4 protein-coding genes and 1 pseudogene are annotated in these 4,609 nt (G+C 65.4%); 2 read left to right on the top strand and 3 right to left on the bottom strand.

Annotation, left to right across the window (positions count from 1 at the left end):
• The first annotated feature begins 160 nt into the window (after window positions 1-160).
• A complete protein-coding gene (locus tag ACH107_RS30340; RefSeq protein ID WP_412509420.1) occupies window positions 161-289 on the top strand; it encodes a hypothetical protein in 129 nt (42 codons plus the stop codon).
• A 42-nt stretch (window positions 290-331) separates the two neighbouring features.
• Window positions 332-1,411: a Hint domain-containing protein gene (locus ACH107_RS30335; protein WP_412509419.1), complete on the top strand. Its 1,080-nt coding sequence runs from the start codon at window positions 332-334 to the stop codon at window positions 1,409-1,411.
• 168 nt (window positions 1,412-1,579) lie between these two features.
• Here ACH107_RS30335 and ACH107_RS30330 read toward each other — a convergent pair whose 3' ends face one another.
• The 3 genes and pseudogenes from ACH107_RS30330 to ACH107_RS30320 form a co-directional block, all read right to left on the bottom strand.
• Window positions 1,580-2,872, bottom strand: coding sequence for an O-acetylhomoserine aminocarboxypropyltransferase/cysteine synthase family protein (locus ACH107_RS30330; RefSeq protein ID WP_412509418.1), 1,293 nt, complete (start codon window positions 2,870-2,872; stop codon window positions 1,580-1,582).
• A 488-nt stretch (window positions 2,873-3,360) separates the two neighbouring features.
• Window positions 3,361-4,367 (bottom strand): annotated as a pseudogene (locus tag ACH107_RS30325) (hypothetical protein).
• An 81-nt stretch (window positions 4,368-4,448) separates the two neighbouring features.
• Window positions 4,449-4,609: TonB family protein (locus ACH107_RS30320; RefSeq protein WP_412509421.1), on the bottom strand; the 161-nt coding region annotated here is incomplete at its 5' end.

The raw sequence follows: 4,609 nt of genomic DNA, 5'->3' as shown, positions 1-4,609 counted from the left end.
AGCTTGCGCGGGGTGTTTCGGTCGGCGACCAGGGATTGGAGTTCGGCTCGGTCAGCGGGGCTCAGGTAAAGGCAGATGTCATTACGTCTCATGCCCTCATAATAACACATTGGCGAGCAGCTTGGAATCCTCCGTCAGGCGGGGAACACTAGGATACGCAATGGCACTGACGACCTTGACCTTTTCTCCCGACCAAGTCGCGAGTGTGGATAACATCGGCACAAACGACAACAATCCAAATCAAGCTGATATTGAGATCCTCAAGACCTTCGCGGATGTAACGGTGTAAGGAGGCGTCAGTTCCATCGAACTGGTGATTGATGACACGTTCTTGGAGACAAACCCGGATACGGGCGAGCTCAACTTTCTAGACAAGAATAGTACGGTTTTCACCACCACCGTGATCGAGTCGCTGACCATCACGATGGGCAACGGAACCGTATTTGAAAACGAGAATGACGACCGCGTCTTCGCCGAACAGGACATTTCGGATCCGGCGGACAGTTTTACTCCGAACATGGGGGACACTTTCGCCAAGACCAACGGGTCCATAAACTTTTTGGAGCAGGGTACGAATAATGAGCCGAATGTCCAAGGGCCTGGGTCCTTCGAAGATCTGAACGATCAAAGTCTGATCTTTTCGAACGCGGGCGGCTGGACAGCCGGTACCACGGAAACTCGCGATATTGATTCGAGCGGTGTCTACGACGACGACGCAGGCGACGGGCTGTTCACGGTCTGTTTTGCCCGCGGCATGCGGATCAAGACCGACCGTGGCGCGGTGCCGGTCGAGGATCTGGCCGTCGGCGACCTGGTCGAGACCGTGGACAACGGCTTGCAGCCGATCCGCTGGGTCCGCCGTGATCGGCAGCCTCTGGAAGAGGCCGCGGTCGACGCCAAGCCGGTGCAGATCAAGGCCGGGGCGCTTGGCCCGGGCCTGCCGTCGGAAGATCTGATCGTGTCGGCCCAGCACCGCATTCTCGTCGGCGGGGCCGGCCAGTTCGATGCGGTGTTCGACAGCGAGGCCCTGGCCCCCGCGAAATCCCTGACGGGTGCGCCGGGTATCCGGCACATGAAGGGCAAGCAGGATATCACCTGGGTGCATTTCGCCTGCGACCGGCATGAAGTCGTGATCGCCAACGGCTGCCAGTCGGAATCGCTGCTGCTCGGGCCGATGGCCTTGACCACCCTGGCCGCCGCCGAGCGCCGCGCGGTCACCGATCTGTTCGGACCTGCGCCCGTGCCCGGCGCGGCCTTGAACGGCCCGCCCGCCCGTGACTGCCTGAAAGTCGGAGTCGCCAGGCGCCGGATTGCCGAGCATCGCAAGGCGAACACCAGTCTGACCGCCAGCGTCCTGCAGACAGCGGGCCAAGGCGGTGCGGCGCAGGACATGACCACCGCAAGCCTGTAAAGGCCGCCGCGCCCTGGGGTGATCGCAACGCGCGTCGGGTGTGGCGGTTTCGTTGCCCCAGATGCATGGCGCCCCCCTTGGTGCGGTGCGCCCCCGATCGCCCGCGCGTTTCCGTTGCCGACCCAGGAACCTTGCCCCCGCAGCACGCCGCGCGGGGGCAACGCCGTATTACCCCGTCGCCGTGTCCAGCGCCTGGTCCAGGTCGGCGATCAGGTCGTCGGCATCCTCGATCCCGATGGAAAAGCGCACCACGTTCGGGCCCGCCCCCGCGGCCTCTTGCTGTTCGGGGGTCAACTGCCGATGGGTGGTCGAGGCCGAGTGGATGATCAGCGAGCGCGTGTCGCCGAGGTTGGCCACGTGGCTGAAAATCTCGACCGAGTCGACCAGCTTGACGCAGGCCTCGTAGCCGCCCTTGACCGCCACGGTGAACAGCGCGCCCGCCCCCTTGGGGCAGACCTTGGCGACCCGGTGGTGATAAGGCGAGCTGGGCAGCCCCGCGAAGGTTACCGCCTCGATCCGGTCGTCCTGTTCCAGCCAGGCCGCGATCTTCCTGGCGTTGGCGACATGGCGATCCATGCGCAGCGAGAGCGTCTCGATCCCCATCAGCGTGTAGTGCGCCGCCTGGGGGTTCATGGTCATGCCCAGATCGCGCAGCCCCACGGCGATGCCGTGGAAGGTGAAGGCCAGGGGCCCGAAGGTTTCGGCGAACTTGAGGCCGTGATAGGCCGATTCCGGCGCGCTGAGCGAGGGGAACTTGTCGGAGGCCGTCCAGTCGAAGGTGCCGGAATCGACGATGGCCCCGCCGGTGACGGTGCCGTTGCCGGTCATGAACTTGGTAGTGGAATGAACGACCAGCGTGGCGCCATGCTCGATCGGGCGGCACAGATAGGGCGTCGCGCTGGTGTTGTCGATGATCAGCGGCAGCCCGGCATCGTCCGCGATATCGGCAATGGCGCGCACGTCCATGATATAGCCGCCCGGGTTGGCGATGGCCTCGCCGAAAATGGCACGGGTGTCGTCGTCGATGGCCGCCTTTACCGCCTCTTCATCGTCGAAATCGACAAACTTTGCGCTCCAGCCGAACCGCTTGATGGTCTGACTGAACTGCGTGACCGTCCCGCCGTAAAGCCGGGTCGAGGCCACCACGTTCTTGCCGGGCCCCATCAGCGGAAAGAGCGCGAGGATCTGCGCTGCGTGACCCGAAGAGCAGCAGACCGCCCCGGCGCCGCCCTCAAGCGCGGCCATGCGTTCCTGCAACGCGGCCACGGTGGGGTTGGTCAGGCGCGAGTAGATATAGCCGACCTCCTGCAGGTTGAACAAGGCCGCGGCGTGATCGGCATCGCGGAACACATAGGCGGTGGTCTGGTAGATCGGGACCTGCCGCGCGCCCGTGGCCGGATCGGGCCGGGCGCCCGCATGCACCTGAAGGGTGTCGAAGCCATAGGTGGGATCGTCGCTCATCTGTCCTGTCCTCCGTTGAGATTGCTCGCGCGATCCTAGGCCGGTTTTCCGGATGGCTCAATGTGGGCTGCGTCGAGAAGAACGTGCGTCCTGCACGGCGGGCCGTATCGCACGAGTCGTTCCAAGCGGACGGTTGCCAAACGGAGCGCTTCCGCGCGCTTTCATTCTGATGGCTGGAAGCCTGACGCGATACCCGGTCCGGTGATCCTGGACTGTCCGGGGTTGGGGGCGCTGCCCCCGTCGAGCAAGCTCGACTCCCCCGCGGTATTTCGAACCCAAAGAAACGGGTGCCCCCGCCCAGAGGGTCGCCAGGCGCCATGGGCGAGGGGCTTCTTCGGGTGCGGCCATCGGCTCCGCAGCCTGTACCGCCCCTCCGTCATCGCGCATTAAGGTTAATACACCCCTAAGGCTTCTTTGGGTCCAGAAATACCGCGGGGGGAGGCGCGCGGTACGCGCGGCGGGGGGCTGGCCCCCCTGGCCGGTTGGGGTCAGCGCATCCAGAAGCCCTCGCGCTTGATGCGGTTGCGCAGTTTGCGTTCGGGCCTTGGCAGGTTGTCCTGGTCGAAGAGCGCCCGCACCTTCTGGCCGCGGCCCTGGTAGATCATGCGTTTGAAGGGTTCGTGTTGCTTGAGCAGTTTCTTGATCTTGTTGGGCGCGCTGACCTCTTCGAGCACCTGCACGACATGGTCGCTTTCACGGGCATAGAGCAGCGGCAGCAGCCGGTAATGGCAGGTCAGATCGCCATCGAGGCCGTCTAGGTCCGGACCGGGGCGGCCGCCGCCGAGGCTGTGGACGACAAGCGGCAGGGCCACCTGGTCGAGCCAGGGGTAGAGCGATTGCAGCACCAGTTCCTCGGGCGGGGCGTCGCTGATATCCACTGCCCAGTCGCGCCAGCGGGTGCCGAAGGCCGGGGCGTCCGGGCCGATCACCCAGCCCGCGTTGAAATAGAGGTAGCGTTCCCAGTAGTCGTCGGGTTGGCTGGTATCCAGCGTCTCCTCGAAGCCCGCCAGGCCGAACTTGTCGTAGAGCGATTTCCAGGTCGCTGTGTAGCCGGGCCAGTAGAGCTCTTCCTCTGGCCAGGTGCCCGTGCGGCGCATCGAGGCGGCGGGGCGGGTGAAATCCGCCGTCAGACACGACAGGTCGTCGGTGATCAGCGTGTCGCTGTCGAGAAACAGGAAGGGTCGGCCCGCTGGCATGGCGCATAACGCCTCGATCTTGTTGCCATGGGGTAGGTCTGGCCAAACGCGGTGGCCTCGAAGGGCAGGATCGTTGCGCCCTGTGCTGTCAGCGCGGCGCGGATCTCGCCGCTCATGGTCGGATCGTCGGGCCAGAGCGGGCCGGGCTGCGGTTCGGCGACGTAGACGGTGCCGGAAAAGTCCGGCGCCATGGCCCTCAGCGAGGCGACCAGCAGCAGCGCCTCGTATTGCAGGCGGCCGCGTTGGCCCACCAGCACGATGTCGAAGTCTGCCGTCCTGTTGTCTGCCCCGGTTGTCATGCCCGGCTTGCCCGCTGCCCTGTCCGCTGCCCGTTTGACGGCACTATAGGGCGCGGGTCGGGGCCGCGAAAGGCCTCGCGTTCAGGGTTCGAAGGACAGGGGTACGGTAAAGCTGTGCGGCCCGGTGCCGAGGGCCTCGGGCGCGGCCGGGTAGCGGGCGGCGCGGACCGCCGCCCGGGCTGCCCGATCGAGCCTCGCGTCGCCCGAACTGCTGGCCACGCCCAGCGCCCGGAGCTGTCCGT

It is taken from the genome of Roseovarius halophilus (ex Wu et al. 2025) (assembly GCF_047086965.1).
The sequence above is the reverse complement of the archived record's forward strand: the minus strand, read 5'-3'. Positions and strand labels throughout refer to the sequence as shown.